The organism is Ruegeria sp. N7, assembly GCF_056531345.1.
In genome coordinates this window covers 44,650-69,664 of the sequence record NZ_JBQFLR010000003.1, presented here as the reverse complement: position 1 = coordinate 69,664, position 25,015 = coordinate 44,650, and the positions used below count along the sequence as shown (strand labels likewise).

27 protein-coding genes are annotated in these 25,015 nt (G+C 57.4%); 14 read left to right on the top strand and 13 right to left on the bottom strand.

What is annotated here, in order from left to right; translation table 11 throughout:
- Positions 1 to 38 precede the first annotated feature (38 nt).
- The 7 genes from ACR0ES_RS06300 (at position 39) to ACR0ES_RS06270 (ending at position 4,677) form a co-directional block, all read left to right on the top strand.
- On the top strand, positions 39 to 974 hold the full coding sequence (locus ACR0ES_RS06300; protein ID WP_267366053.1) for an aspartate carbamoyltransferase catalytic subunit: 936 nt from the start codon (positions 39 to 41) through the stop codon (positions 972 to 974).
- On the top strand, positions 971 to 1,489 hold the full coding sequence (locus ACR0ES_RS06295) for a hypothetical protein (RefSeq protein ID WP_480869900.1): 519 nt from the start codon (positions 971 to 973) through the stop codon (positions 1,487 to 1,489). The genes ACR0ES_RS06300 and ACR0ES_RS06295 overlap by 4 nt, the downstream gene beginning before the upstream one ends.
- Positions 1,474 to 1,860, top strand: a complete 387-nt coding sequence (locus ACR0ES_RS06290; protein ID WP_480506675.1) for a hypothetical protein — start codon at positions 1,474 to 1,476, stop codon at positions 1,858 to 1,860. The genes ACR0ES_RS06295 and ACR0ES_RS06290 overlap by 16 nt, the downstream gene beginning before the upstream one ends.
- Positions 1,857 to 3,137 carry a dihydroorotase gene (pyrC, locus tag ACR0ES_RS06285; protein ID WP_480773362.1) on the top strand — a complete coding sequence of 427 codons (1,281 nt, stop codon included), beginning with the start codon at positions 1,857 to 1,859 and terminating at the stop codon, positions 3,135 to 3,137. Before ACR0ES_RS06290 ends, pyrC begins: the two co-directional genes overlap by 4 nt.
- Positions 3,137 to 3,742 carry a glycerol-3-phosphate 1-O-acyltransferase PlsY gene (gene plsY / locus ACR0ES_RS06280; RefSeq protein ID WP_209506631.1) on the top strand — a complete coding sequence of 202 codons (606 nt, stop codon included), beginning with the start codon at positions 3,137 to 3,139 and terminating at the stop codon, positions 3,740 to 3,742. Before pyrC ends, plsY begins: the two co-directional genes overlap by 1 nt.
- Positions 3,739 to 4,008, top strand: a complete 270-nt coding sequence (locus ACR0ES_RS06275; RefSeq protein ID WP_209506632.1) for a hypothetical protein — start codon at positions 3,739 to 3,741, stop codon at positions 4,006 to 4,008. Before plsY ends, ACR0ES_RS06275 begins: the two co-directional genes overlap by 4 nt.
- Before the next feature lie 192 nt (positions 4,009 to 4,200).
- On the top strand, positions 4,201 to 4,677 hold the full coding sequence (locus tag ACR0ES_RS06270; protein WP_480773364.1) for a YHS domain-containing (seleno)protein: 477 nt from the start codon (positions 4,201 to 4,203) through the stop codon (positions 4,675 to 4,677).
- A 128-nt stretch (positions 4,678 to 4,805) separates the two neighbouring features.
- Here ACR0ES_RS06270 and ACR0ES_RS06265 read toward each other — a convergent pair whose 3' ends face one another.
- Positions 4,806 to 5,789: a quinone oxidoreductase family protein gene (locus ACR0ES_RS06265; RefSeq protein WP_480483039.1), complete on the bottom strand. Its 984-nt coding sequence runs from the start codon at positions 5,787 to 5,789 to the stop codon at positions 4,806 to 4,808.
- Between the two features lie 193 nt (positions 5,790 to 5,982).
- Between ACR0ES_RS06265 and ACR0ES_RS06260 the strand changes: the two genes are divergently transcribed.
- Positions 5,983 to 6,840 (top strand): DUF2189 domain-containing protein, encoded by an 858-nt coding sequence (locus tag ACR0ES_RS06260; protein ID WP_480545864.1) that lies wholly within the window; start codon positions 5,983 to 5,985, stop codon positions 6,838 to 6,840.
- Positions 6,841 to 6,870: 30 nt separating this feature from the next.
- On the opposite strand, the gene ACR0ES_RS06255 is transcribed toward ACR0ES_RS06260, so the two are convergent.
- Positions 6,871 to 7,857, bottom strand: coding sequence for an NAD(P)H-quinone oxidoreductase (locus ACR0ES_RS06255; RefSeq protein ID WP_480539034.1), 987 nt, complete (start codon positions 7,855 to 7,857; stop codon positions 6,871 to 6,873).
- A gap of 61 nt (positions 7,858 to 7,918) precedes the next feature.
- Entirely contained in the window at positions 7,919 to 8,611 is a 693-nt protein-coding gene (locus ACR0ES_RS06250; RefSeq protein WP_480483033.1) for a COQ9 family protein, read from the bottom strand.
- A gap of 111 nt (positions 8,612 to 8,722) precedes the next feature.
- Here ACR0ES_RS06250 and rpsU point away from each other — a divergent pair, with 111 nt between their 5' ends.
- Together rpsU and ACR0ES_RS06240 are read left to right on the top strand one after the other, a co-directional pair.
- The gene (gene rpsU, locus ACR0ES_RS06245; RefSeq protein ID WP_005614280.1) at positions 8,723 to 8,929 is read left to right on the top strand and encodes a 30S ribosomal protein S21; all 207 of its coding nucleotides are present in this window, start codon (positions 8,723 to 8,725) and stop codon (positions 8,927 to 8,929) included.
- Between the two features lie 297 nt (positions 8,930 to 9,226).
- Positions 9,227 to 10,354: a CAP domain-containing protein gene (locus ACR0ES_RS06240; RefSeq protein WP_480869898.1), complete on the top strand. Its 1,128-nt coding sequence runs from the start codon at positions 9,227 to 9,229 to the stop codon at positions 10,352 to 10,354.
- Between the two features lie 48 nt (positions 10,355 to 10,402).
- On the opposite strand, the gene ppk2 is transcribed toward ACR0ES_RS06240, so the two are convergent.
- Positions 10,403 to 11,341: a polyphosphate kinase 2 gene (gene ppk2 / locus ACR0ES_RS06235; protein ID WP_267365547.1), complete on the bottom strand. Its 939-nt coding sequence runs from the start codon at positions 11,339 to 11,341 to the stop codon at positions 10,403 to 10,405.
- Between the two features lie 252 nt (positions 11,342 to 11,593).
- On the opposite strand from ppk2, the gene ACR0ES_RS06230 reads away from it, so the two are divergent.
- Positions 11,594 to 12,433, top strand: a complete 840-nt coding sequence (locus ACR0ES_RS06230; RefSeq protein ID WP_480556375.1) for a CPBP family intramembrane glutamic endopeptidase — start codon at positions 11,594 to 11,596, stop codon at positions 12,431 to 12,433.
- Between the two features lie 3 nt (positions 12,434 to 12,436).
- Here ACR0ES_RS06230 and ACR0ES_RS06225 read toward each other — a convergent pair whose 3' ends face one another.
- Complete coding sequence (locus ACR0ES_RS06225; RefSeq protein ID WP_209506641.1) at positions 12,437 to 12,895, bottom strand: Lrp/AsnC family transcriptional regulator; 459 nt, start codon at positions 12,893 to 12,895, stop codon at positions 12,437 to 12,439.
- 135 nt (positions 12,896 to 13,030) lie between these two features.
- Between ACR0ES_RS06225 and ald the strand changes: the two genes are divergently transcribed.
- Positions 13,031 to 14,149 (top strand): alanine dehydrogenase, encoded by a 1,119-nt coding sequence (gene ald, locus ACR0ES_RS06220; protein ID WP_480773369.1) that lies wholly within the window; start codon positions 13,031 to 13,033, stop codon positions 14,147 to 14,149.
- Between the two features lie 161 nt (positions 14,150 to 14,310).
- Here ald and ACR0ES_RS06215 read toward each other — a convergent pair whose 3' ends face one another.
- Entirely contained in the window at positions 14,311 to 15,099 is a 789-nt protein-coding gene (locus tag ACR0ES_RS06215) for a mechanosensitive ion channel family protein (RefSeq protein ID WP_480476890.1), read from the bottom strand.
- Positions 15,100 to 15,229: 130 nt separating this feature from the next.
- Positions 15,230 to 15,658, bottom strand: coding sequence for a large conductance mechanosensitive channel protein MscL (gene mscL, locus ACR0ES_RS06210; protein ID WP_480483027.1), 429 nt, complete (start codon positions 15,656 to 15,658; stop codon positions 15,230 to 15,232).
- A gap of 142 nt (positions 15,659 to 15,800) precedes the next feature.
- On the opposite strand from mscL, the gene ACR0ES_RS06205 reads away from it, so the two are divergent.
- A complete protein-coding gene (locus tag ACR0ES_RS06205; protein WP_480869897.1) occupies positions 15,801 to 16,499 on the top strand; it encodes a glutathione S-transferase family protein in 699 nt (232 codons plus the stop codon).
- Positions 16,500 to 16,546: 47 nt separating this feature from the next.
- Here ACR0ES_RS06205 and ACR0ES_RS06200 read toward each other — a convergent pair whose 3' ends face one another.
- Entirely contained in the window at positions 16,547 to 16,996 is a 450-nt protein-coding gene (locus ACR0ES_RS06200; RefSeq protein ID WP_480545861.1) for a YtoQ family protein, read from the bottom strand.
- Between the two features lie 74 nt (positions 16,997 to 17,070).
- On the bottom strand, positions 17,071 to 17,703 hold the full coding sequence (locus tag ACR0ES_RS06195) for a methyltransferase domain-containing protein (protein ID WP_480545859.1): 633 nt from the start codon (positions 17,701 to 17,703) through the stop codon (positions 17,071 to 17,073).
- A gap of 86 nt (positions 17,704 to 17,789) precedes the next feature.
- Here ACR0ES_RS06195 and ACR0ES_RS06190 point away from each other — a divergent pair, with 86 nt between their 5' ends.
- Complete coding sequence (locus tag ACR0ES_RS06190) at positions 17,790 to 18,674, top strand: LysR family transcriptional regulator (RefSeq protein WP_480869895.1); 885 nt, start codon at positions 17,790 to 17,792, stop codon at positions 18,672 to 18,674.
- Positions 18,675 to 18,717: 43 nt separating this feature from the next.
- Here ACR0ES_RS06190 and pheT read toward each other — a convergent pair whose 3' ends face one another.
- The 4 genes from pheT to ACR0ES_RS06170 all read right to left on the bottom strand — a co-directional run bounded on the left by pheT (position 18,718) and on the right by ACR0ES_RS06170 (position 25,000).
- On the bottom strand, positions 18,718 to 21,114 hold the full coding sequence (pheT, locus tag ACR0ES_RS06185) for a phenylalanine--tRNA ligase subunit beta (protein WP_480869893.1): 2,397 nt from the start codon (positions 21,112 to 21,114) through the stop codon (positions 18,718 to 18,720).
- Positions 21,115 to 21,192: 78 nt separating this feature from the next.
- The gene (locus ACR0ES_RS06180; protein WP_480483015.1) at positions 21,193 to 21,999 is read right to left on the bottom strand and encodes a CE1 family esterase; all 807 of its coding nucleotides are present in this window, start codon (positions 21,997 to 21,999) and stop codon (positions 21,193 to 21,195) included.
- Between the two features lie 485 nt (positions 22,000 to 22,484).
- Complete coding sequence (pheS, locus tag ACR0ES_RS06175) at positions 22,485 to 23,558, bottom strand: phenylalanine--tRNA ligase subunit alpha (protein ID WP_480483013.1); 1,074 nt, start codon at positions 23,556 to 23,558, stop codon at positions 22,485 to 22,487.
- Positions 23,559 to 23,629: 71 nt separating this feature from the next.
- Positions 23,630 to 25,000 (bottom strand): glutamate--cysteine ligase, encoded by a 1,371-nt coding sequence (locus ACR0ES_RS06170; RefSeq protein WP_480869891.1) that lies wholly within the window; start codon positions 24,998 to 25,000, stop codon positions 23,630 to 23,632.
- Positions 25,001 to 25,015: the final 15 nt, after the last annotated feature.

Genomic DNA, 25,015 nt, shown 5'->3' with positions numbered 1-25,015 from the left:
TTCTATAAGCGGCCCGATTGTCAGACAGGAGCCCGCCCATGCGTTTCGCCCATCGTCACCTTCTTGGCATCGAGCATCTGTCGCAATCCGATATCACCGAAATTCTCGATCTGGCCGAAACCTATGTCGACATGAACCGCCAGTCGACCAAACATTCGGATGTGTTGTCAGGGCTCACCCAGATCAACATGTTCTTTGAAAACTCGACCCGAACGCAGGCAAGCTTCGAACTGGCTGGCAAGCGTCTGGGTGCAGATGTGATGAACATGGCGATGCAGGCCAGTTCGATCAAAAAGGGCGAGACGCTGATCGACACTGCGCTGACCCTGAACGCGATGCATCCCGACCTTTTGGTGGTGCGTCACCCGCATTCGGGCGCGGTCGACCTGCTGGCGCAGAAGGTCAACTGCGCTGTTCTGAACGCAGGCGACGGGCGGCACGAACATCCGACACAAGCTTTGCTGGACGCGCTGACGATCCGCCGCGCCAAAGGTCGCCTGCACCGTCTGAACATCGCCATTTGCGGCGATGTCGCGCACTCTCGTGTTGCTCGATCCAATTTGATCCTGCTGGGCAAGATGGAAAACCGCATTCGTCTGATCGGCCCGCCCACACTCGTGCCGTCGCAATTCGCCGAGTTCGGGGCCGAGGTTTATGACGACATGAACGAGGGTCTCAAAGACGTCGATGTGGTCATGATGCTGCGCCTTCAGAAAGAACGAATGGACGGAGGCTTCATCCCGTCAGAACGTGAGTACTACCACCGTTACGGCTTGAATGCGGAAAAGCTGGCGCTGGCCAAGCCCGATGCCATCGTCATGCACCCCGGCCCAATGAACCGCGGGGTTGAGATCGACGGAACCCTGGCTGATGACATCAATCGATCCGTAATACAGGAGCAGGTGGAGATGGGGGTCGCTGTCCGCATGGCCGCCATGGACCTTCTGGCCCGCAACCTGCGCGAGGTTGCATGAACAATCTGAAAGTCGCCCCCCATGAACGCGGCGTTCTGCGCCTGTTCACACTGGACATGCGCCCGGAAGAGGCAAAGTTCCTGCGCGAACCGGGTGCCGCCGATCAGGTGCTTGGCATCGACGGGCTGGACCCCGAGCAGATCGACATTTTTCCGGTATCCGACCTCGAAGCACTTGGGCTTTACGGCTATCTGAACGAAGGGTGCGGCGTGTCCGAGGATCAGTTGGACCGTGCGGCGCTGGCGCAGATCGGCGGATGGGTCATGGTTCTGCGCAGCGCGGCGTTCAAAGACCAGGCCACGACCCTTGAACCCGATCCCCAGCTTCACCTGACGGGTCTTTTCACGGAAGTGGCAACCAATTGGACCGGCGGTGTGATCGAAACCGAAAGTGCCAAGCCTTTCTCCGCCCCGCAAACCGCGCCGGTTGACAACAAACCGCTCCGCATAGGCTCGGCTGTTATGGCATTGGCAGTACTTTTGGTCACCGGAGGGATTCTATGGCTGATCCTGTAGTCTTTGCCCCGGACAAGGGCGCGTATATCCGCACCAATGCATGGCTAGCGGCGGCTGCCATGGCCGGTGCAATGGCTGTCTTGTGGTTGACCGGCAACCCTTATGTCTGGACCGGAGCACCCGCCGGCCTCGCCGCAATTGGCATCCGCGCGTGGTATCTGGCATCGGAAGAACTGGCTGCTAACTGGGAGATGACCGGCACTTTGTTGACCGGCCCCGGTCCCCGCAAAGTACCGCTGAATCAGGTCGAGGCGGTTAAAACCATGGGCAGTTTTGTCCAAGTCGTTACCAAAGGCGGCGACAAACACCTGATCAAGTATCAGGCCGATCCCGCCGCCACGAAGGCCGCCATCGAAAGGGCTGTTCCATGACTTCCGTTCTTTTCGCCAACGCCCGCCTGATCGACCCCGAAGCCGGAACAGAGTCAACTGGCTGGTTGCAGGTGAACAATGGCCGGATTACCGCCCGAGGCGAAGGAAGCGCGCCGTGTACTGAAGGGCATATCGTAGAGTGCAACGGCAAGTGCCTCGCCCCTGGCATCATCGATATTGGCGTCAAGGTCTGTGAACCCGGTGAACGTCATAAGGAAAGCTATCGGTCAGCAGGACTTGCTGCTGCAGCTGGCGGTGTCACGACGATTGTCACCCGACCGGATACTCTGCCAGCAGTCGACACACCGGAAACGCTGGAATTCGCGACACGCCGGGCGCAGGCCGATGCGCCAGTCAATGTTCAGCCGATGGCTGCCCTGACCAAAGGGCGCGAAGGGCGTGAGATGACCGAGATCGGGTTTCTGATGGACGCGGGCGCGATCGCCTTCACCGATTGCGATCACGTCATCACTAATACCAAGGTGTTTTCCCGTGCCCTGACCTATGCGAAATCCTGTGGCGCGCTTGTGATAGCCCACCCGCAAGAGCCGGGGCTGAGCGCCGGGGCCGCAGCGACCAGTGGCAAGTTCGCGGCACTGCGCGGCTTGCCCGTAGTGTCACCGATGGCAGAGCGGATGGGGCTGGACCGCGACATTGCCCTGCTGGAGATGACCGGTGCCGCCTATCACGCCGACCAAATCACCACTGCCCGGGCGCTGCCTGCACTGGAGCGCGCCAAGCGCAATGGGCTGGACATAACCGCAGGGACGTCGATCCACCACTTGACGTTGAACGAGCTTGACGTGGCCGACTATCGCACCTTCTTCAAGGTCAAGCCGCCGCTGCGATCAGAAGACGACAGGCAAGCGGTAATTGAAGCTGTTCGCACCGGGCTGATCGATATCATCAGCTCGATGCACACCCCTCAGGACGAAGAAAGCAAGCGCCTGCCGTTTGAAGAAGCGGCCTCGGGTGCGGTCGCACTGGAAACGCTTCTGCCCGCGGCCTTGCGCCTGTATCACGCGGGCCAGCTGGATCTGCCGACGCTTTTTCGGGCCATGGCCCTTAACCCGGCCAAGCGGCTTGGACTGGACAGCGGTCGCCTGTCGAAAGGCGCGCCAGCGGATCTGGTTCTGTTCGACCCGGATGTGCCTTTTGTGCTTGATCGGTTTGCACTAAAATCGAAATCTCAGAACACTCCATTTGACGGCCAGCGGATGCAAGGTAAGGTCATTTCGACCTATGTAGCAGGTAATGAAGTGTTCCGGAGACCCTGATGCCCCCAATCGACAACTCAACTAGCGAACTGCTCCAATGGGCGGTGGTTGGATATCTGATGGGCTCTATTCCCTTCGGCCTGTTGCTGGCCAAGTTCATGGGGTTGGGAAATCTGCGCGAGATCGGTTCCGGCAATATCGGAGCAACCAACGTTCTGCGTACCGGCAACAAGACCGCTGCGGCGCTGACCCTGCTGTTTGACGCAGGCAAGGGCGCGGCAGCCGTTCTGATTGCGCGTGCCTATGCGGGTGAAGATGCGGCCCAGGTTGCTGCACTTTTGGCGTTTCTGGGCCATTGCTTTCCGGTTTGGCTGGGCTTCAAGGGCGGCAAGGGCGTGGCGACCTTCCTGGGGCTTTGGCTGGCACTGGACTGGCGCGTCGGTGTTGCCTGCTGCCTTACCTGGCTGGTCGCGGCGGCAATCTGGCGGATATCCTCGGTTGGTGCACTGGCAGCCGCTGCGCTTTCCACAACCTGGGTGCTGTTGCTGACAAACGGGACTACATTTATCCTTGGGATAATTCTGACACTTCTTGTCTACTGGCGGCACAGCTCGAACGTTGCGCGGATCAAGGCCGGAACGGAACCCAGAATCGGAAAGCCGTGACCGCATCAGGCGCATTTCTGTCTGCGCTTTTTGCACTGCCCTTGGGCAGTTTCACCGGAACCTCCGGCGGTCGGCGCTATGTTGTTGTGCGTCAACTAATGGCGGGTGGTAAATCCCACAAGCTGGTCGCGCACGAGCTAGGCGGAACCGACTATATCAGCCTGAACCTGTATCAGACCATGGGAAGCGGCGCGTTGCTGCGACCCTGTGAAATGCCCGCAAACAAAGTCATCGCATTTGTTCTGAACTTAAGGCCGGATGCCTGAGGTGGCTCGGCAAAAAAGAACAGTGGCTCTATCACCTGCGCACAATCACAAATCATTGTTTTGAACGTGATCAGCCCGCTTCCCAGATCGCTATCGTGACGGTCAATTACGGGCCACACAGGACAACAATCTGGGCCTTACGGCGGCAATTATTGCGGTGCTGAACGGGCTCATTTCACGAAAGGTGAAACAATGAACAAGTTTAAATCTCTGATCAGTGGCGTGGCACTGTCTGTCACTTTGGCAACCTCCGCACTGGCGGCTGGCGTCGAAATCAACGCAAGCTCGACCGGTCTAGCCATGCAGGGTTATGATCCGGTGGCGTACTTCACCGCTGGCGAAGCGACAAAAGGCGATTACCGCATCACTGCGCTGCATGATGAGGCCCTGTACCGTTTCGCGTCGGAAGAAAACAAAGCTGCCTTTGAAGCCAACCCCGAAGCGTACCTGCCTGCATATGGCGGCTATTGTGCCTTCGGCGCGGCCATGGGCTTTAAATTCGACGGCGACCCGAACCACTGGAAGATCGTTGACAACAAGCTGTATCTGAACCTGTCCAAAGACATTCAGGAGCGCTGGGAAGGCGACATCCCAGGTTTCATCGAAAGCGCGAGCGCAAACTGGGAAACGATTGCTGAAAAATCTCCCGCAGAGCTGCAATCGCAGTAAAACCTGATTTTTTTCAGGCACAGCGGCGGCGGTTTTTCCGCCGCCGTATGTCATTGAAGACCTCTTGTCCTTCCCATCCGGCGCATCAAGTATCCCAATTCTAAGGGCAATGGCGTTTCGGTACTGCGTTACAGGTCCAGAATTGTGCTGCCGGTCGTTTGCCGCGCCTCAAGCGCGCGATGCGCATCAGCAACCTGATCCAAGGCAAAGCGCTGATCGACATGGATTTTGACCTCACCCCCCTCGACTTTGCCAAACAGGCGACGCGACATTGCCTGACACACCGCATGGTCCGCGATATGTGTAAACAACGTGGGCCGGGTGATCTTGAGCGAACCTTTCTGGCCCAGAATCCCAAGGTTGAACGGTGGAACCGGGCCCGAGGCGTTGCCGAAGGAAATCATCATGCCCAGCGGTTTCAGGCAATCCAGTGATCCTTCGAACGTGTCCGCCCCAACCGAATCCATCACCACGTCTACGCCCTGACCCTTTGTAATCTCAGCCACACGTTCGGCGAAATTCTCGGACCTGTAATTGATGCAATGCGCGGCCCCGTTAAACCGGGCAAGGCTGCATTTTTCGTCACTCCCCGCCGTTCCGATCAAGGTGATGCCTTCGGATTTAGCCCATTGGCATGCAATCAACCCGACCCCGCCAGCTGCCGCATGGAACAGAACCGTATCGCCCCGCTTCAATGGTGTGGTCCGGTGAAACAGGTATTCAACTGTCAGACCTTTCAGCATCATCGCTGCGCCGGCTTCGAATGTGATGCCATCCGGTAGCGGGCAAACCTGCGCTGCGGGCATCACACGCGCCTCGCAATATGCACCGGGCGGGGCTGCGGCGTAAGCGGCCCGCTGCCCCGGCTGAAGATGCGTTACCCCTTCCCCAACCGCTTCAACGGTACCCGCCGCTTCCATGCCTAAAGCATGTGGAAGATCAAGGGGATACAGGCCGGTGCGTTGATATACATCGATGAAGTTCAACCCGCAGGCCTGATGCCGAATACGTATCTCACCCGGACCGGGGTCGCCCACTGGCCTGTCTTCGATCCGCAGAACCTCAGGCCCACCAAATTCATGAATCACAACCGTTTTCGCTGTTTGCTGCATCCTGATCTCCTCTTGCCTGCCATCAAGCTAACATGACTGTGACACAGGGCAATCCGTCCGATGCCGGAGTATTGATCCAGATTTCGCAAATTTATGTTATACTGAGGTATGGCGTTGCCGGTTGGACCGGCCACGGGCAACTGAATGCCGGATCCGTTCCGCGGCGCAAGTCTCGCCAGGGAAGGGTGAAGAAATGGCTAAGACAATCGGAAATCCGATCAGCTGGGCAGCCCAGGCTCTGGGCGCCACAAGTGACCACGTCACCGAAAGCGTCTCGCAACTTGGCAGTGCAGATCCAACGCAAGTGCCAATGGTGCAGACCTTGACCCTGCAAGACCTACGGGCCTGCCTGAGGGCGGGGTATCAGGATTTTCTCGAAACCCGAGCGGATGTCGTATTCATTGTCCTGGTTTATCCGATCGCCGGGCTTTTGATGTTCGGCTTTGCCCTGAATGCCAATCTGGTTCCGCTTCTGGCCCCTCTGGTCGCAGGCTTTGCGCTGATCGGGCCTGTTGCGGCCGTGGGCCTCTATGAAATCAGCCGTAAACGTGAACAGGGCAGCGAGGTTCACTGGCTGGACGCATTTGGTGTGCTTCGATCGCCGTCGTTCGGAGCAATTCTGGTTTTGGGGTTTTACCTAGTAATGCTGCTGCTGCTTTGGCTAATGGTGGCGCAAAGCATTCACACCTACACGATGGGCCCCGAGGTTCCTGCGTCGCTCAGCGCATTTGCCACACAGGTGTTCACGACCTCTGCGGGCTGGACGATGGTCATTGTCGGAACTGCGGTTGGGTTTGTTTTCGCCCTTTGCGCTCTGGCGATCAGCGTGGTCAGTTTTCCCTTACTGCTGGACCGCAAAGTGGGCCTGCCGGTTGCTGTTGTGACATCATTTAGGGTGCTGCGTCACAACCCCGGAGTCATTCTGACATGGGGATTCATCGTGGCAGTGCTTTTATTCCTGGGGGCTTTGCCATTGCTGTTGGGGCTTATCGTGGTGATGCCCGTTCTGGGTCATGCCACGTGGCATCTGTATCGCCGCGCCGTTGCGTGAACGCGCGGGACACGCCCGCGCATTCAAAACTCAACCCGCGATCTTCAGAACAATCTTCCCAATATGGCCCGAGCTTTCCATGCGCGCATGGGCGGCGGCTGCCTCGGTCAGATCAAACTCGCTGTCCATCACGGGCGCAACTTTTCCGGCATCCAACAGAGGCCAGACAGCTTCGCGCAGGTCCTGCGCGATTTGCGCCTTGGCCAGATCGCTTTGCGGGCGCAGGGTGCTGCCGGTCAGGGTCAGACGCTTGACCATCATCAGGGCAAAGTTCAGCTCGACCACAGGCCCTTGCAGAAACGCGATTTGCACCAGCCGCCCATCCTCGGCCAGAGCTTTAACGTTGCGCGGAATGTAACCACCGCCAACCATATCAAGGATCAGGTTTGCCCCACCTTCGGCGCGCATGGCTGCTACGAAATCCTCGTTTCGATAGTTGATCGCCTTTTCCGCGCCCAGCTTGACGCAAGCCTCACATTTCTCATCCGACCCAGCCGTGGCAAAAACGCGCGCGCCAAAGGCATTGGCCAGTTGGATTGCCGTCGTACCAATCCCACTGGACCCACCGTGAACCAAAAAGCGTTCACCTGCCTTCAACCCGCCACGCATGAACACGTTGGACCAGACTGTAAAGAATGTCTCGGGCAGACACGCTGCCTCTTTCATTCCCATACCTGCAGGCACTGGCAAACAATGGGCCGCTGGGGTCGAAACGTATTCCGCATATCCTCCGCCCGGCAGCAGTGCGCAGACCCGATCGCCGACAGACAGTCCTTCAACCCCCGCACCAACTGAAACCACTTCGCCCGAAGCCTCAAGCCCCGGCAGGTCGCTGGCACCCGGCGGAGGATCGTAAGCGCCCGCGCGTTGCAAAGCGTCGGGGCGGTTCACCCCGGCATAGGCCACTTTCAATACAACCTGTCCGGCCCCCGGCTTAGGGATATGGCGTTCGGTCAGCTGCAAAACATCGGGACCACCCGGTTGAGTGATCTCAACAGCACGCATCATTTGGGTCATAGGCACCTCCTTTGCCCAATGCCTAACAGGCATCAGAGGCAAGGCCCAGCACCAAGACGCGTTACTTTCTGGGGTTCAACATGCCTGGCAGATCACCCCGCATCTTGGACGGTGCCCTCACCTGACCCGCCAGCCAGTTCGGAACTGCAAGAAAGGGTTTCAACACCGGGTTGTCACGCACCTGAGCCTTGAGCTTTTCGAACTCCATGACATTTGCGATCCGGCGATCCAGAAACTCCCACGTGCGCTGATGGTTCGGGCTGTCATCGCCCAGCCAGAACAGCAAGGTCGAGGAATAGACCCCCGACAAGGTTGCCCGTTTGGTGTACCAGTTCACATCTTCTGACGTATCGCCCAGCGTGTCCCAGATCAGATCGCAGGTCTGCCATAACGCCTTGGCCCCATCGGCCGCATATGCTGGCAGGGAAAACAGCGTCATGCCCCGGCGCACCAGCTCTTTGTCTTCAACAGCCTGCAACCGGAACCTGACCGCAGCGGCAATCTTATCGCGGAATTTTAGACCGCTCATGTCCTCGGACCTGAGGCGGTCCAGCATCACCTGATCGCCGCGCGCATGAAAGGCCAGTGCCAGATCAACCGCCCCGCGCGGGCAAATTGCACGTGCCAAACCGTCATCCAGACCACAATCGGAAACCGAGGCGCGAAAGCTGGTTTCCGACCAGCCGTCGAAAGGAACATGATTCAGCATCGCGTCCAAAAGCTGCCGTTTTGCATCTTCATATGTTGTGGTCATGACGGTTCTCCGGTTGTCAGGTCCAGTACTAGACAAGTTAGGGCGGCTTTGCTATACGGCCAACTCCTGCAATTTCCTTGCAACTCTATCTAGAAAGGTGGTGACAACCACATGCAGGTTAGTGTTCGCGACAATAACGTCGATCAGGCGCTTCGTGCCCTGAAGAAAAAGCTGCAGCGCGAAGGCGTGTTCCGTGAAATGAAGCTCAAGCAACATTTCGAGAAACCGTCCGAGAAGAAAGCGCGCGAGAAAGCTGAAGCGATTCGCCGTGCCCGTAAACTGGCGCGCAAGAAAGCCCAGCGCGAAGGTCTGCTCTGAGATCTTTGATTTCGTCCAGCTTTGGATGACACTATTTGACGACCCCCGAGGCATGGCCCGGGGGTTTGTCGTTTCAGGGCTCGGATACAATCCGCCGACTCGTGGTTCAGGTTGTGCGGCAAGCTGCCATTTCCGTACAGGCAGTGTTTTGCCCGGCGCTTTGCAGCGCAGCGAATCTCGTCTCGGTAGCATCGGGCCGCCAAAACTCGCCTGAATTGCGCCGCCCTCTATCACCCGCGACGTCCCCGCCTCTAAGTGAGCCCGTCCGCAAGGACACAAACACAAACGGAGGCAAATATGTCGACTGCAAGTACAAACGAACGCGAGATGCTGGCGCTGATAAACCAGGAGCGCACATCCCGCGGGCTCAACCCGCTGCAGCTTGAAACGCAGCTGAACGACTCGTCCGAAGATCACAGCACCTGGATGTTGAATACAGACACCTTCAGCCACACCGGTTCAGGCGGTTCCAGCGCAACCCAGCGGATGCAAAACGCGGGGTTCGATCTTGAAGGAAGCTGGCGCACCGGGGAAAACATCGCATGGCAGTCCGAACGCGGCGCGCCGGGTATCAGCGACGATGTCGCCCAGTTGCATCAAAACCTGATGAACAGTCCGGGTCACCGCGCCAATATCCTGAACCCGGATTTCAAGTATATCGGGATCGGGATCGAAACCGGTGACATGCAAGGCTTCGATGCCGTGATGGTCACGCAAAACTTTGCCGCAACCGACGCGGCTGTCATGCTGGACAACGGCAATACAAACGCCCCGCCCGTTCCTCCGACAACACCGGACGAGGTTGCTGAGCCCGAGGAACCAGAAACCGAAACCCCGGATACTGACGTCACCGAGACCGAAGAGCCTGGGACCGAAACCCCCGGAACCGAGGAACCAACACCCGAAACACCGGACACCGATGTCACAGAGACGGAAGAGCCGGACCCCGAGACACCTGATACCGACGTCACTGAGACCGAAGAACCGGAACCTGAAACCCCCGGTACCGAGGAAACAACACCCGAAACACCGGACACTGACGTAACCGAAACTGAAGAACCGGAACCTGAAGCGCCGGATACTGACGTTACCGAAACCGAAGACCCGCAACCTGAAACGCCCGATACTGAAGTCGTCGATGGTGGTGAGCCGGAAGCCTTCTGCTTTGACATTCAGGCATTCCTGGATGAAATCGCCAGCTTCCTTGAAAACCTGCAAACGCAGTTTGACGAGTTTGATTGGCGCGACGACATGAATGACGGCACTGATGTGGCAGATGTCGACGATGTCGATACCCTGCCGACCATAGATACCACTCCGGAGACCGAGATTGAGCCTGTCGACACCGAAACGACCGAAGACGATGGCTGCGATGTCTTCATGATCAATATCTTCACCCATGACTGCATGATGGATGCAGCCTGATCACTTGAAATTGTGCGAGGTCGGCCCTGCCGGCCTCGCATGCGTTGCTCAGTAAATCTTTGGGACGTAAAGCTCGTCTGGCAATACCCGCCGCTCGTATTCAGGATTGTACCGCCGGTCAGGCAAATTGACCTTTTCCTGTGGCACGTCTTCGTAGGGGATTCTTGTCAACAGATGCTCGATACAATTCAGACGTTCGCGTTTCTTGTCATTGCCCTCAACGATATACCACGGTGCTTCTGGTATGTTGGTTCGAAACAACATGTCTTCCTTGGCCTTCGTGTACGCCTCCCAGCGAATGCGGGATTCAAGATCCATCGGTGACAGTTTCCACTGTTTCATCGGATCGTGAATACGCATGAGGAACCGCAGTTGTTGCTCTTCATCCGTGATCGAGAACCAGTATTTCAGCAGAATGATCCCTGACCGCACCAGCATCCGTTCAAATTCGGGAACGTCCTGAAAGAACTGTTCAACCTGATCCTCGGACGCAAAGCCCATCACTCGCTCAACCCCCGCCCTGTTGTACCACGAGCGGTCGAACAAGACGATTTCACCCGCAGCAGGCAGATGCGGCACGTAGCGTTGAAAATACCATTGGCTCTGCTCGCGGCGACTGGGGGCTGGCAGAGCGACCACACGGGCGACACGGGGGTTCAGGCGCTGCGTGATCCGTTTGATCACGCCCCCCTTGCCCGCACTATCACGGCCTTCAAACAGGATACAAACCTTGGCGCCAGTGTGCTGAACCCAATCCTGCACCTTGATCAACTCGGCCTGCAACCGCAGCAGGTTTCGGAAATAGACTTTGCGATCCAGCATTTCGGGGTGCTGGTCCCGATAGATTTTGCGGACTTCCATCGACAGCATAGGCTCGCTGAACTCGATTTCGAAGTCTTCATCCAGCGTGTCTTCCAATTCGGCCTCAAGCCAGTTCTTGGTGCCCCCATCGTTCTCGTAAGCCAAGATCAGCTCCTTCTCAGTCATCGGGTTCGAACCATATCGGGCCTGTGTAACCGCCTGATGTCATCAGATAAATCGAAGCCGATCCGTTGCAGCAGTCTATATCGGAAATCAGGGTCTGGACGGGTATATGGTCTTTTACCCGAATTTGTACGTCTGGCCCAAAGGATACAAGCACAAGAATTGACACGAGGCGCCAATCACGCGCTTTCAGGTTGCTTGCATTGCCTTGTTTTTGTGCGGCATGACTGGGTCCACAATTCAGACGAGAACGCCGTGACGTATTTCTTTTCGACATTGCCGGTCACTTGGCCCTGGCTGATCTTGATCACAGCGCAAGTCGCGGCGATGGGGCGACGAACCGGACTTGCGTATGCCCTGCTGGTTCTGTTCGTCAGTGTCGCCTCGGTTACCGGACTGATGTCACCGACAGCAATCGTGGCGGTGGCGCTTGGTCTGATCGTGGCCTTCTTCCTCCCTCGCCAGACAGGTCTGCTGGCTATTGCGGGGCATACGCTGTTGATCCTGTGGTGCCTGGCATTGGGGGCACATCTGTTGCCAGGATTCAACAATTTGAAACTGCTGGATCAGGTGCAGGCAAGTGCCTCGAGCACAAGTTTCACACTGCACCTGAATCTGGACAAACCCATGGTCTTCTTTGCCGTTCTTCTGGCTTGGCCCGGAATGCTGAACAGCCCAATCAAGACCAGAATAAAACCTTTGCTAGCGGGTTTTCTGATTCTGCCCGGCCTGTTTCTGCTGGGTCTATCGCTGCGCGCCGTGCGCGTGGACCTCTCAGCCCCTTATTGGTGGCTGGTATTTTGCCTGTCCAACCTGTTTCTGACTTGTCTTACAGAAGAGGCGTTCTTTCGCGGCTACTTGCAGTCGGCCATTACCTTGCGCCTTGAGGCAACAGGCGGTCTGGTCGCTGCCAGCCTGCTCTTTGGATTGGCGCATATTGGCGGAGGACCCGCGCTTGTGGTATTCGCATCCCTTCTCGGGTTGGGGTGCGGGTTGGGGTTTTATGCAACCGGTCGGCTTTGGGTGCCTGTTGCGATGCATTTCTTGTTCAATCTGACCCACCTGCTGCTGTTCACCTATCCCGGCCCGTTATGACGGTCAGACCGGCAAGGCTGTGGTCTTGAACACGGTACGCAGCGCAAATGAACTTTGCATCTGCGCCACCCCAGGCAAGCGCGACAGGTATTGCCGGTGGATACGCGCGAAATCTTCTGTGTTTTCCGCCACGACCTTCAGAATGTAGTCTGCGGTTCCGGCCATCAGATGGCACTCCAGCACATCTGGTATTCGGGCCACCGCCTTTTCGAAAACATCCAGAACCTCTTCGGCCTGGCCTTGTAGCGTGATCTCGACAAAGACGGTGGTAGGCACGTTCATTTTCCGCGCATCCAGCAGAGCCACATAGTTGCGGATATAGCCGTCAACCTCCAACCGTTGAACGCGGCGGTGGCACGCAGATGGAGACAGGTTGACCTGTTCAGACAGTTCCGAATTCGACATCCGGCCATTCTTCTGAAGTGCGGCCAGAATCTTTCGATCAGTCGTGTCTAGGCTCATTCTTGCAATTCCTTTGCGAGTTTTTTGAATAGTACGGGAAATTCTTCCAAAGAAAAGTCTACTGGCACGTTTTCTTTCACAGAAATTGCGCCACGAAATGCACATAATTTAAGCAGCTTATGAACGGAGAGCCCAATGAAAATCGGTTGCCCCAAGGAAATCAAACCTCAGGAATTCCGCGTCGGGATGACGCCCAATGCTGCTCAAGAAGCGGTCGCTCGCGGACACCAAGTCCTGATCGAGTCCGGCGCGGGCATCGGCGCAGGTTTCGACAACGACGCCTATGTCGCCGCAGGTGCGCAAATTATTGACACCGCGGAAGAGGTGTTTGCCACCGCTGACATGATCGTCAAGGTCAAGGAACCGCAGGCGGTTGAACGCAAGATGCTGCGTGAAGGACAGTTGCTGTTCACCTATCTGCACCTGGCTCCGGACCCGGATCAGACGCATGACCTGCTGGAGTCGGGCTGTACCGCAATCGCGTATGAGACCGTAACGGATGCCAACGGCGGTCTGCCGCTGCTGGCACCTATGTCCGAGGTCGCGGGTCGTCTGGCCCCTCAGGTCGGATCCTGGACCCTGCAGAAGGCCAATGGCGGCCGTGGGGTTCTGATGGGTGGCGTTCCCGGCGTTGGCCCGGCCAAAGTGGTTGTGATTGGCGGCGGTGTCGTCGGGACACACGCGGCCAAGATTGCCGCCGGAATGGGGGCTGATGTCACCGTTCTGGATCGGTCGCTGCCGCGTCTGCGCTACTTGGACGATGTCTTTGGCGGAACTTTCAAGAACCAGTTTTCGACAGCAGGTGCGACCGCAGAACTGATCCAGGACGCCGATATGGTCATCGGTGCTGTTCTGATCCCCGGCGCAGCCGCACCGAAACTGGTGTCGCGTGCTCAGCTGTCGACGATGAAACCCGGCGCAGTACTGGTGGATGTCGCCATCGACCAAGGCGGTTGCTTTGAGACGTCAAAAGCCACCACCCATGCCGATCCGATCTACGATGTCGATGGCATCATGCATTACTGCGTTGCCAACATGCCGGGTGCTGTCGCGCGCACTTCGACCATCGCACTGGGCAATGCCACAATGCCGTTCATGTTGTCGTTGGCCGACAAAGGATGGAAACAGGCATGTCAGGACGATCCGCACCTGATGGAAGGTCTGAACGTTCATGCTGGCAAACTGACATACTATGCCGTTGGCAAGGCCCTTGGCATCGATGTTGTTTCGCCAAATGTGGTGGTCAAATCGTAAGTACCTCCACTCCTGAAGTTGCCTGTTGATGGCAATTCACAGGGTGGCGCGGTCGGTATCGAACCGACGGCTTTCACAAAAAAGGGCACCGCGTTTCTGCGCGGTGCCCTTTTCAATACGCGGAAGGGATGAATGCTCGCCCACACAATGAGCGCCAGCTGTCACCCCTGTTTTTGAATTTCGACCGAATGCGGATACGGAATCGAAACACCTTTGGCGTCAAACGCCTCTTTCACCACCTTCGTAAGCTCGAACTTGACGTCCCAGTAATCGGCTGCGGCACACCATAGCCGCGCAGTCAGATCGACTGAGCTGTCGCCCAGATTCGTGACCCGCACCCAGGGTTCAGGGTCGCTGTGAATGCGCTGGTCGGCCTTGGCCACATCCAGAATGATCTGCATGGCGGTATCTGCGCTGTCCCCGTAATCAATTCCAAACACCAGATCGACACGTCGTGTGTCATGGGCTGAATAATTGGTTATGATCGACCCCCATGCCTGACCGTTTGGAACAATGATCTGAACGTTGTCGGGGGTCACAAGCTCGGTCGTGAACAGGCTCAGGTCCATAACGGTTCCTGCCGTGCCACCGATATCCACATACTGTCCAAGCTTGTAGGGCCGGAAAACCACCAACATCACACCGGCCGCAAGATCACTCAACGTACCCTGAAGTGCCAACCCGACAGCCAGCGAGGCAGCACCCAGAATAGCGACGATACTGGTGGCTTCTATCCCGAAGATCCCCAGAACGGCGACCAGAACTATGGCCAGAATTGCCCACTTGATCACACTGGCGGCAAAATTCCCAAGTGTCGGGTCGATCTGTGGTGTTTTGTTGATCCGGCGGCGTACAACACTCGCGATCGTTCGGGCGGCGATCCAACCCAAAACAAGAACGATCAGAGCTTTCGCTGCATTCAAGGCAATGGGCAAGTATAGATTGGCCATACCAATCGCCTGCTCGGCCAAGTCGGCGGTTTGTTCCATCTCGAATTTCCTCGTGTTTTCTGTTCGTCAATTCTCATAAAACAGGCTCCGCGATTGGTGCGGAGCCCGATGTCGCGACGAAACGACAGGCCTACTTCTTCAAAGCGTCCCGGATTTCCATCAGGATGTCCAGTTCGCTGGGACCTGCGGGTGCCTCTTCAACCGCTTCTTCCTCTGCTTCGGCAGCGTCTTTGACCTTGTTCACCATTTTTACCAACATGAAGACGACCCAGGCGATGATCAGGAAATTGATGATCGCCATAATAAAGGCACCATAGGCAAAGACGGATGCGCCTGCTTCACGTGCCGCTTCAAGGCTGGCACCTTCGGCCACGTCGCCTGCAAGAACGGCGTAATTGTTCGTAAAGTCGATACCCCCTGTGAACAATCCAATAAGCGGATTGATCAGATCGCCCACCAACGAGGTAACAATTGCGGTAAACGCGGCACCGATAATGATACCAACCGCCATGTCCATGACATTGCCCTTGGCAATGAATGTCTTGAATTCTTCCAGCATAGCATCCCTCTTGTTTTCTAAGACCACGCTTCTGTTCACGCATGAGCGCATAGGAATTGTGCGTTAAACGCATGAATAAGGGTATGTTTTTTAGGGGAAAGCCACCCTATTTTTCCCCAAATGGCATTTCTCAGGAGTTACCATGTCTCAACTTGCGCCTTTTTTCGTAACCGACAGATGGCCTGCAAAAGATCCCAAGGTCCTTCAACTCTACTCCTATCCAACGCCAAACGGCGTCAAAGCCTCGATCATGCTTGAGGAAACCGGCCTGCCCTATGAGGCGCATCTGGTGACCCTGGCAGACTCGGATGTCAAAAGTCCCGAGTTCCTGTCGCTGAACCCGAACAACAAGATCCCGGCGATAATCGACCCCGACGGCCCGGATGGTGTGCCGCTGGCCCTGTTCGAAAGCGGTGCCATCCTTCTGTATCTGGCCGAAAAAACAGGTAAGTTCCTGGGTCAAAGCGCAGCGGACAAGCACCGGATCACCCAATGGCTGATGTTTCAGATGGGAGGCATCGGGCCAATGTTTGGCCAGCTCGGGTTTTTCTACAAGTTCGCTGGCAGCGAGATAGAAGATCCGCGCCCGCGCGAGCGTTACATCAACGAAGCCAAGCGCCTGCTGAACGTAGTGAACACGCAACTGGAAGGACAGGACTGGATCGCAGGCGAGTATTCCATCGCGGATATCGCGCTTGCTCCGTGGCTGAATGCGCTGGATTTCTATGGCGCGAAGGATGTGGTTGATTGGGACGGCTATTCCAATGTCGTCGCTTATGTTGATCGTTTCTTCCAACGCCCAGCGGTTCAGCGCGGCAAAGCCATACCGGCACGAGACTGATAACAGTTGAAAGAAACGGGGCGCCAAACCGGCGCCCCTTTTATCGATCAGCCAGGCAGAGCACCTGTCAGCACGTAACGCAGAATTTCGACCACCTGAGCGGGTTCTTCCGCCACGGCCAGTGCGGCGGCATCAACTTCTTTCAGCGCGTGCTGATGATCCGGGCCGTGCAGAACGATGATAGACTTGCCCAGTGCTGCAGCATAACCCGCGTCAAAGGCGGCGTTCCACTGTTTGTACTTGTCACCAAACCTGACGACGACAACATCCGCATCCGCAATCCCCTTGCGGGTCCGGATCGCATTGACCATCGCTCCCTTGTGGTCGTGCCAATACTTGTTCGGCTCGGCCCCCAGAATGGCCACACCACAATCATCACTGGCCGCGTGATCAGTAACAGGGCTGTTGAAGGTCACGTCCAAGCCTTGCGCCCCATCGATGATCTGTTCACGCCAGTCAGTGTGGATTTCTCCGGAAAGATAAACGTTCAGGCCCATGGCAAACTCCGCTGTTGTTTCCGACCAATTTAAGGGTCCCACACCCAAAGCCCAACGCGAATTCCGGAAGAACCTTACATTTTACGAGCCACTAGGAATCGGCGGGCGTCACGTAAGGGGAAACTGTCGCTCTCGATGATGCTGAACCCGGCGCGTTCAAGGGCCGCATCAAGATCCGCCTCAGGCAGGAATCGCACAAACGGAGCCTTACCAAAGAACTGCATGATCGGAAGCGCGAGACGAATAGCGTAATACTTCAGGCTCGCCGCACTGGACGGTCGGCAAAATGTTTTCGAAATAAACAGTCCGCCGGGTTTAAGGACCGAATGTACTTGGCTCAATGTCAGATCCAGATCTTCGACCAGGTGCAAAAGATTGAATGCCAGCGCCGCATTAAATGAACCCTCAGGCGGTCGATTTGCATCAGCCTCGGTAAAGGTGACGTTTTCGATGCTTTGCGAAGCGGCGTTTCGACGTCCAACGGCCAACATACCGGGGGACACGTCGGTTGCAGTGATAGATCCTACATATCCGGACAGCTTCAGAGCAGTCATACCCGTGCCGCACCCAAGTTCCAGAACATCATCGGTTTTCTTCAGGTAAGACGCTGTCCGTTCCAGCGTTTGCTCGTACGAAGCCATGTCTTTGATAGGCGAGCGGGCATATTTCTCGGCCACTCCATCCCAGAATTTCGCAGTGGTGGTCATTGAGGGGTCTCCTTTCGGAGAGAATTTATTCATGCGCAGACCGAATATAAATTGCCGAAATTTGCAGGTTTACTATACATTTTTGTATGAATGAGTTTGGCGATTTTGATTGGAACCACATCCGGGCCTTTCTGGCGACGGCTGAAACCGGGTCATTTTCCGCAGCGGCACGGCAGCTACGGCAAACCCAGCCTACGCTGAGTCGTCAGATAGCAGCGCTTGAACAGGACCTGGGCGTGATGCTGTTTGAACGGGCTGGCAGAACTCTTGAGATCACTCAGGCCGGATTGGAGCTGCTGGATCATACTCGCAAAATGGGGGACGCCGCCAACCGCATCGCGCTGACGGCGTCCGGACAGGCACAATCCATTGAAGGCCGGGTTCGCATCACCGCCAGTGACGTGATGTCGGCCTATGTCTTGCCCGACCTGCTGCGCGAAATCCGGGCGCAAGCCCCGCGCCTGCGGATTGACGTGATTGCCTCAAACGATATTCAGGATCTTATGCGGCGCGAGGCAGATATCGCGATCCGCCATGTCCGTCCTGATCAACCCGACCTAATCGCGAAGCTGGTACAGGAGGCGTCGGGGCATTTCTATGCAACCACAGAGTATCTCAACCGTGCGGGACGCCCGAAATCAAAGCAGGACCTTTCACGGCATGAGTTCATCAGCTTTGGCGACAACAATCAGATGATCGCCTATCTGAAGCCGCTTGGCATTCACCTGACCAACGAGAATTTCCGGCTTGGGTCTCAGAACGGAATAGTGGCTTGGGAATACGCCAAACAAGGCTTTGGCATCGCGCCCATGTCGCAGACCGTCGGCGATGCGACACCAGGTATGGAGCGTGTGTGCCCCGGGATGGAGGCTATCACATTTCCGATCTGGTTGACCACGCATCGCGAGTTGCACACCAGCCGCCGCATCCGGCTGGTCTATGACTTACTGACCAAGTTCCTGTCCAAATAAAAAACGCGCCCGAAGGCGCGCTTTCCATTGGAGCCTCAGAGCTCTAACCGCGCAGAACTCCGCCCGTCGCCTTGGCAACCTTAGCAATGATCTTCTCGGCCACGGCTTCGATGTCTTTTTCCTTCAGCGTCGCCTCGGTCGGTTGCAGGCGTACGGTAATGGCAAGAGACTTTTTGCCTTCGCCAAGGCTGCCGCCGATGAATTCGTCAAAGACACGCACGCTCTCGACCAGCGCCTTGTCGGCACCCGCGGCTGCGTTCACCAACGTCAGCGCTTCGACATCGGCATCGACGACAAAGGCAAAATCACGCTCGACCGCCTGCAAGTCGCGTAGTTCCAACGCAGCGCGGGTGGTACCGGATTTGCGGGGCAAAGGCACTTCGTCCAGCCAGATGGTGAACGCCATTGCCGGACCTTTTATGTCCATTGCCTGCAAAACGCGCGGGTGCAACTCTCCGAAGACAGCCAGTACTTTTTTCGGACCCAGACAGATTTTGCCATGACGACCCGGATGCCACCATGGATCGCCGTCGCGCAGAATCTGAACCTTTTCGGGCGCGCCAATGGCGGCCAGAACAGCCTCGACGTCTGCCTTGGCGTCGAACACGTCCACTGGGCGCGCAGCACCGTGCACATCCTTGGGGCCAGAACGTCCTACCAGCAGGCCGGTGATCTGGGTTTTCTGATCACCCGGCTCGCCATTGTGAAAGACCGGACCGACCTCGAACAGGGCGACGTCCGCGAATCCGCGCGCCTGATTGCGGGCGGCAGCCTGCAACAGGCCGGGCAGCAGATCGGGGCGCATATGGCTCATCTCGGATGAGATCGGGTTTTCCAGCATGGTCGTAGTATCGCCACCACCGAACAAAGCCGCCGAAGCCTGATCAATGAACGTATAACTGACGCATTCGTTATAACCCAGCGCCGCGCAGGTACGGCGCGCCATGGACTGACGGCGCTGCGCCGGGGTCATCACCGGTTTCGGTATCCCCTCGGTCACGCGCGGCAACGGCCGGCCTTGCAGCTTGGTCAAGGAAGCAATCCGCGCGACCTCTTCCACCAGATCAGCCTCGCCCAGGATATCCGGGCGCCAGCTGGGGACATGGGCCATCTCGCCTTCCAGACGAAAGCCCAGACGGGTCAGGGTCTGCCGCTGTTCGCTTTCGGGGATATCCATCCCGACCAGAGACTGCACCCTTTCCGCATTCAGCTTGTAGGCACGCGCATGGTTCGGCGCTTTGCCAGCCTCAACCACGTTGGAGGCTTCTCCGCCGCAGATGTCCAGAATCATCTGGGTCGCGTGTTCCAGCCCCTCGCGGGTGTATTCCGGGTCGACACCGCGCTCGAACCGATAGCGCGCGTCGGAATTGATCTTGAGCGCACGGCCTGTGAGCGCGATTTGCACATGATCCCAGAACGCGCTTTCGAGGAAAACGTTTACCGTTTCCTCGGTACATCCGGTTTCCTCACCGCCCATGATGCCCGCAATCGATTCCGGGCCTTTGTCATCCGAAATCACCATCATTCCGGGTTGCAGCGTGTATTCTTTTTCATCCAGCGCGACCAGCGTCTCTCCGCCTTTGGCGCGGTGCACCCGCAGGTTGCCCTGCACCTTGTCGGCGTCGAACACGTGCAACGGGCGGTTGTGATCGTAGGTCATGTAATTGGTGATATCCACCAGCGCCGAGATCGGACGCAGACCTATGGCCTTCAACTGATCCTGCAGCCATTGCGGGCTGGGGCCATTCTTCACGCCACGGATCAGACGACCGGTGAAATGCGGCGCTCCGTCCAGCGTGTCTTCTTCGATTGACACCTTGATCGGACACTCGAAATCACCCGGAACAGGCGTATAATCACGCTGCTTCAACGTGCCAATTCCACGCGCGGCCAGATCGCGCGCAATCCCTTCAACCCCCAGCGCATCCGGACGGTTCGGAGTGATCGCGATTTCGATCATCGGGTCGACTTTGGATGGGTCGTTTTCTGCAAGCCAGTCCACGAATGTATCACCCACTTCGCCCAAGGGCAGTTCGATGATGCCGTCATGTTCATCCGACAGCTCCAGCTCACGCTCGGACGCCATCATGCCAAAGCTCTCGATACCGCGGATCTTGCCGACGCTGATGGTCAGGTCCAGGCCAGGGATGTACATGCCCGGTTTGCAGACCACGACGGTGATCCCTTCACGCGCATTGGGCGCACCGCAGATGATCTGTAGCTCGCCCTCGTCCGTATCGACCTTGCAAACGCGCAGCTTGTCTGCGTCGGGGTGTTTTTCGGCGTGTTTCACATAGCCCAGTGTAAAACCTGCCAGCCGTTCGGCCGGGTTCACGATCTCTTCGACCTCAAGCCCGAGATCGGTCAGCGCCTCGGCGATTTCATCAACCGAAGCATCAGTGTCGAGGTGGTCTTTCAGCCAGGACAGAGTGAATTTCATTGCACGGGGCCTTTTTTGGCAAACATCCAGTCGGCACAGGCAATGGCAAAGAATGCGCCGGGGTGCAAGCTCTGCGCGTCACGGATACGTGGGGGTGCGGCCCAAAAGCTCATCCAGCTGCCATCCGATCCAGCCATGGGGGATGAAATGTCCACCGGGATGCGTGTCCAGCATCACCTGCCCCTGCGTGCAATCGGTCCATTCCACTCGGCTAAGGGTCAGGAACGGTTCCACACTCCAATCACCCCGCGGGGTGGCTGCATCGCAGCCGTATTTCTCACGCCACAGCGCCACCGGATACGTTGTATCGCCACCCGGACCAAACGGGAAATCCATCACCGTGTCATCTGTCCCATGGACATGCCGCACCTCTTGCGGGGCTTGCGGGCAGGTCTCGGTCTGGCGGAGTGTTCCGGCCACACCCAGCAGCGCCGCGATATCATCGCCGGTTTCGCAGACAAAGCGCCACGCCATCGCACTTCCAAAGGAATAGCCTGATACATAGATGCGGGTCGCGTCGATCGGATAGCGCCGGGCGACATCCTCAAGCACCCGGTCGGCAAAAGGCACATCATCCGAGCTTGCGGACCAGAAATCCCAGCTTTTGCCCAGACCGTTCGGGGCCACCAGCAGCACACCCCGACGTTTCGTGGCCCCGGCAATCCGTTCGTGGTTCACCACCACGGTCCCCTGCCGGGACCAGCCATGGAAATGCAGCAGCACCGGCAGAGGTGTTTCACCATCCCAGCCATCAGGTTCTAAAACGTGATACGAGCGGTCACCGAGATCACAGACAATATCGCCGTGGCATTCGGTTTTCCAGGGCCCCATGGCAAAGGCGGGCCCGGTCATCAGCAGAAGAAGGCAGAGCAATCGACAGATCATGCGCCCGACCCTAACGAGGCATTCCGCCCTGTCACTTAACATATCGGTGTGGTCCGAACGTAGGCCGGGCTTCAGCTCGGCACCCACCCATCGCACATGGCGGGCTGAAGCCCGCCCTACGTCAGGTCAAAGCATCAAGCCGCGCTTAGCAGCCAAACCAACTGCTCACCACCACTTCCAAAACCCGCAATTGCGTTTGTAAATGAGGTCCTGAGTTTTTTCTCTCTGAATTCTATCGCGCATCTGAAACACAGCAGGCCGCAAAAACTCGAAACCAGCAATTAGAATTCCGGGCAAGAACAGAAGTGCCGATGCAACAAAAGCAATCAGAACTGCAACCGGCTGGCTTTTCCAAACCCACAGCACAAAAGTTGGCGTCACAAACATCGCGAGGAACAAACACAAACACCAAAGCAGTGGATGCCTAGAAGCCTTTTGCTTCCACCAATCCTTATATGCGGTCAGCCAGTCGTCCGATGTGCTCTCTACCGCGACAAACCACCATGCAGGTTTGGCATATCCAGCGCTGCAAACCCGTAGTGGCGCAGCCAGCGCAGGTCGCTATCAAAGAACGCCCGCAAATCCGGAATGCCGTATTTCAGCATCGCCAGACGGTCGATGCCAATCCCGAACGCAAAACCCTGATAGACCTCGGGGTCGATCCCTCCAGCGGCGATCACCTTGGGGTGAACCATGCCGGAACCCAGAATCTCCATCCAGTCGTCGCCCTCGCCGATCTTCAGCTGGCCGTTATCCCACGAACAGCGGATATCGACCTCGGCCGACGGCTCGGTGAAGGGGAAGTGCGAGGCGCGGAAGCGCAGTTCGACATCATCGACCTCGAAGAATGCTTTCACGAACTCTTCCAGAACCCATTTCAGGTTCGCCATCGAGATGTCCTTGTCGATGGCCAGCCCCTCGACCTGATGGAACATCGGCGTGTGGGTCTGGTCGTAATCGGCGCGGTACACGCCGCCCGGACAGATTACGCGGATCGGTGCACCCTGTTTCTCCATTGAGCGAATCTGGACAGGCGAGGTATGGGTGCGCAGCACATGCGGCGGGCGGTCATCACCCTCGGCGCGGTGCATATAGAACGTGTCCATCTCGGCCCGTGCGGGGTGGTGACCGGGGATGTTCAGCGCGTCGAAATTGTACCAGTCGTCTTCAACACGCGGCCCTTCGGCCACCGAGAAGCCCAGTTCAGCAAAGATCGCTGTCAGTTCCTCGGTCGCCTGGCTGATCGGGTGGATTGACCCCTGACGGCGCGGGCGGGTCGGCAGGGTGACGTCCAGCCATTCGGTCCGCAGGCGCTCATCCAGTGCAACATCGGCCAGCGCGGCTTTCTTGGCGGACAGCGCCGAGTTAATCTCATCCTTCAGGGCATTCAGCGCCGGGCCTGCGACCTGACGTTCCTCGGGCGTCATCTTGCCCAGCTCGCGCATCTTCAGCGCGACCTCGCCTTTTTTGCCAACAGCCGCGACGCGGATCGCCTCAAGCGCGTTTTCGTCGCCTGCTTCGGCGATTTGGCCCAGATACTTTGCCTTAAGATCGTCCATGACGGCCCTCTGAATTTGGTCGAGAACCTGCTATCGGCCCCGCCCCGCGAATGCAAGCGGGACGGTGCGCATCAATAGCTGTATTCGGGATAAATCCGGGTCAGGTCGCCATTCCAGTCGCCATTGTAGTGTTCCAGCAACTCATCTGCCGGAACCTTGCCGGTGTCGATGCTTTCCTTCAACGCGTTCAGGAAATGCGTCTCATCCGGGACCAAACCACCAGCACCAGGGCGCACACGGGCTTTCAGGCCCGCCTCGGAGATTGCCACAACTTCACGCGCCAGATCATGCATGTTGACGTTGCCAACCTGCGCTTGAAGCCCGTCTTTGGCCGCCGCAACACGCAGCGCCTCGCGCGTTTCAGCATCCCAGCCCTTGACCAGATCCCACGCCGCATCCAGCGCGGTTTGGTCATAGGTCAGCCCGACCCAGAAGGCGGGCAAGGCGCAAAGCCGTCGCCAAGGGCCACCATCCGCGCCGCGCATCTCCATGAACTTCTTGATCCGCGCTTCGGGAAAGGCCGTTGTCAGGTGATCGGCCCAATCCGACAGGGTCGGCGTTTCACCCGGCAATGCAGGCAACTCACCCTTGAGGAAATCTCGGAACGACATGCCCAGCGCATTAATGTACTGCCCGTCGCGGTAGACGAAATACATCGGCACATCGAGCGCGTATTGGACATAGCGTTCGAATCCAAAGCCATCCTCGAACACGAAGGGCAACATGCCCGTGCGCGCATCGTCCAGATGTCGCCAGATATGGCTGCGCCAGCTTTTCTGACCGTTCACTTTACCTTCGAAGAACGGAGAATTGGCAAACAGCGCCGTCGCTACCGGCTGCAATGCCAGCGCCACGCGCAGTTTCTGTACCATGTCGGCTTCGGACCCGAAGTCGATATTAACCTGAACGGTACACGTCCGCCGCATCATGGCGCGGCCCATGGTGCCGACTTTTTCCATATAATCGTTCATCAGCCGATACCGCCCCTTGGGCATCAGCGGCATCTGGTCATGCGTCCAGATCGGCGCCGCGCCCAGACCGATGAATCCCACACCGATCTCATCGGCGATATCCTTCACCTCGCGCAGGTGAGTGTTCACCTCATCGCAGGTTTCATGGATCGTCTCCAGAGGGGCACCCGACAGCTCCAGCGCGCCACCCGGTTCAAGGCTGACATTTGCGCCGTCCTTTTCAAGACCGATCAGATGACCGGATTCACGGACCTCTCCCCAGCCGTGGCGATCCCGCAACCCCTCCAACACGGCGACAATGGATCGCTTTCCTTCAAAAGGCAGAGGTTTCAGCGTGTCCTTGCAATAGCCGAATTTCTCATGCTCGGTGCCGATGCGCCAATCTTGCTTGGGTTTGCAACCCGATTCCAGATATTCGGCCAGTTGTTCATGGCGTTCGATCGGACCGCCGCCGGACTGAGGGATGGACATGAACCGTGCTCCGAT